This is a genomic window from Pseudomonas sp. P5_A2_2 (assembly GCF_054177685.1).
Genome location: NZ_JBGCUL010000632.1, coordinates 1 through 2,643, shown reverse-complemented (window position 1 = coordinate 2,643; position 2,643 = coordinate 1). Strand labels below are relative to the sequence as shown.

3 protein-coding genes and 2 pseudogenes are annotated in these 2,643 nt (G+C 62.3%); 3 read left to right on the top strand and 2 right to left on the bottom strand.

Annotated elements, in window-relative coordinates; translation table 11 throughout:
- Positions 1 to 235: 235 nt before the first annotated feature.
- Positions 236 to 331: pseudogene (locus ACXRVY_RS23385) on the bottom strand (LysR family transcriptional regulator); the annotation flags it as partial.
- On the opposite strand from ACXRVY_RS23385, the pseudogene ACXRVY_RS23380 reads away from it, so the two are divergent.
- The 3 genes and pseudogenes from ACXRVY_RS23380 to ACXRVY_RS23370 form a co-directional block, all read left to right on the top strand.
- Positions 330 to 719, top strand: a pseudogene (locus ACXRVY_RS23380) (aldo/keto reductase); the annotation flags it as partial. The pseudogenes ACXRVY_RS23385 and ACXRVY_RS23380 sit on opposite strands and share 2 nt — an antisense overlap.
- A gap of 2 nt (positions 720 to 721) precedes the next feature.
- Positions 722 to 1,519 (top strand): SDR family NAD(P)-dependent oxidoreductase, encoded by a 798-nt coding sequence (locus tag ACXRVY_RS23375; RefSeq protein ID WP_223463520.1) that lies wholly within the window; start codon positions 722 to 724, stop codon positions 1,517 to 1,519.
- A 26-nt stretch (positions 1,520 to 1,545) separates the two neighbouring features.
- The gene (locus tag ACXRVY_RS23370) at positions 1,546 to 1,956 is read left to right on the top strand and encodes an SRPBCC family protein (RefSeq protein WP_223463521.1); all 411 of its coding nucleotides are present in this window, start codon (positions 1,546 to 1,548) and stop codon (positions 1,954 to 1,956) included.
- Between the two features lie 129 nt (positions 1,957 to 2,085).
- On the opposite strand, the gene ACXRVY_RS23365 is transcribed toward ACXRVY_RS23370, so the two are convergent.
- A partial coding sequence (locus tag ACXRVY_RS23365; protein WP_458238359.1) for a sensor histidine kinase occupies positions 2,086 to 2,643 on the bottom strand: 558 nt, incomplete at its 5' end.

Genomic DNA, 2,643 nt, shown 5'->3' with positions numbered 1-2,643 from the left:
AAGATCAACTGTGGGAGCGAGCCTGCTCGCGATAGCGGTGGGTCAGTCACATGGAYGTTGGATGTGCTGCCGYCATCGCGAGCAAGCTCGCTCCCACACGGGATCTCCAGCRAGCACAAATGCWGMGTACGRCACCAATCAACTGTGGGAGCGAGCTTGCTCGCGATAGCGGTGGGTCAGTCACATGGATGTTGGATGTGCTGCCGTCATCGCGAGCAAGCTCGCTCCCACAGTGTTATGTGGTGGGTTCAGGCTCCGTCAGCACCTTCCTGAATGTCTCCACCAGCGGCCGAAAATTGATCCGGTGCCACGCCGCCCACAATGGCGTGGTGACCCTTGATCTGAGCGAAGCGCAGCCGGACGGTTTTCTGCTGGCAGGTCGCTACACTCTTCTCGACCATGATCGCGCCTTGCAGCGCTTGATGGACGCGGCCCTGGCGCAGAACGTCGAGATCGTGGTCGGCGGCCCGTACAGCTCGGGYATTCTGGCCGGTGGCGCACACTTCGAATACCAGAAGGCCAGCCCGGCGATCATCAGCAAGGTCGAGCAGATCAAACGCATTGTGGCGGCCCACGGCGTTGATATCAAGGCTGCGGCGTTGCAATTTTCGTTGGCGAACCCGGCAGTGGCRGCGGTGATCCCCACTGCGTTCTGGCAGGCGATGCGTGAGGCGAAGCTGGTTTCCGAGCGCGCACCCTTGCCCCTCATTGGAGCTTGAAAATGAAGATTGATTTGAGCGGAAAACTCGCGATCGTCAGCGGCAGCACCGCCGGCATTGGCCTGGGCATCAGTCAGGCACTGGCCGAGGCCGGCGCCACGGTGGTGGTGATCGGCCGCGACGCGGCCAAGGTCGAACAGGCGTTGGCGAGCATTCGCCAACGCGTACCCGGCGCGCAATTGCGCGGTGTGACCGCCGACCTCGGTACCGCCGAAGGCGCCGAAAGATTGTTCGCCGCCGAACCTCGGGCGGATATCCTGGTGAACAACCTCGGGATCTTCAACACGGTGGATTTCTTCGACGCCCCGGACAGTGAGTGGACGCGCTTCTACGAGGTCAACGTGATCTCCGGCGTGCGTCTGTCGCGGCACTACACGCCGCAGATGGTCAAGCAGGGCTGGGGCCGGGTGATCTTTCTGTCTTCGGAGTCCGGCGTGGCGACACCGGCGGACATGATCAACTACGGCGTGACCAAAAGCGCCAACCTGGCGGTGTCCCATGGCCTGGCCAAACGCCTGGCCGGCACCGGCGTGACGGTCAACGCGATCCTGCCCGGCCCGACCTTTACCGATGGCCTGGAAGACATGCTCAAGGACGCCATCGCCGAATCCGGACGCAGCGCCCGGGACGAAGCCGATGCGTTCGTGCGCAAGGCCCGGCCGACGTCGATCATCCAGCGCGTGGCGGATGTCGAGGAGGTCGCCAATCTGGTGGCCTACATCGCTTCGCCGTTATCCTCGGCCACCACCGGTGCTGCCTTGCGGGTCGACGGCGGTGTCGTCGACAGCCTGGCCATCTGAACCTTATTGATTAGAGAGAACATTTCATGGCAACAGCATCAGCCTTCATCGACATCCCGGCTTCGGCCGAACAGGTCTGGCAATTGATTGGCGGTTTCAACTCGCTGCCGGACTGGCTGCCGTTCATTCCCAAGAGCGAGCTCAGCGAAGGCGGGCGCGTGCGCAGCCTGCAAACGGCGGACGGCGCAGTGGTGATCGAACGCCTGCAAGCGTTCGACAACGTCGGCCAAACCTACAGCTACTCGATTTTGCAGGCACCCTTTCCGGCGACTGATTATCTGGCGACGATCAAGGTTCAAGCCCAAGGCGAGGGCGCGCGGGTGACCTGGTCCGGGAGGTTCGAGCCGGTGGGTGTGAGCAACGAGGAAGTGGAGGCGTTGTTTACCGGTATCTATCAGGGTGGACTTGAGGCGTTGCGGGCCAATTACCCGGCTTGATAAACACCACCAATCCCTTGTAGGAGCGAGCTTGCTCGCGATGGACGTCAACGAAAACGCTTACTGTCTGAATGAGCGCGTCGACCTTGCGTCCATCGCGAGCAGGCTCGCTCCTACAGGGGATCAATTTCAGGCTTGAGGAATCAAGCTCTCCCGACAATCGAGCACCAGCCGCGCGCCACCCAGTTCGCTGCTGCCCACCTCCAGGGTAAACCCGTGCAGGCTGACAATCGCCGCGACGATGGACAGCCCCAGCCCGAAGCCGCTCTTTTGATTGCCCGCCTCGGCACGGTAGAAACGCTGGAACACCGCTTCACGTTCCGCCTCGGGAATGCCCGGGCCGGAGTCGAGCACTTCGATCCGCGTGTGCCCGCCAGCATTGATCCCGCGCAAGATCACCGCGCCACCGGGCGGGGTGAATTTGATCGAGTTGCTCAACAGGTTCGCCACGGCTTCGAACAGCAGTGCGCGGTCGCCATTGAGGGGCGGCAATGACGCGGGCAGGTGTAGTTGGAACACCAGACCGTCGTCTTCCGCCAGGGGCAGATAGAACTCATGCAGCTCTTGCAACAACGACACCGGGTCCAGTTGCACGAAACCGGAGCGACGCTGGCGATCTTCCAGTTCGGAAATCCGCAGCAAGCCACGGAAACGCGCCATCAACGTGTCGGCCTCGGCCAGCACCAG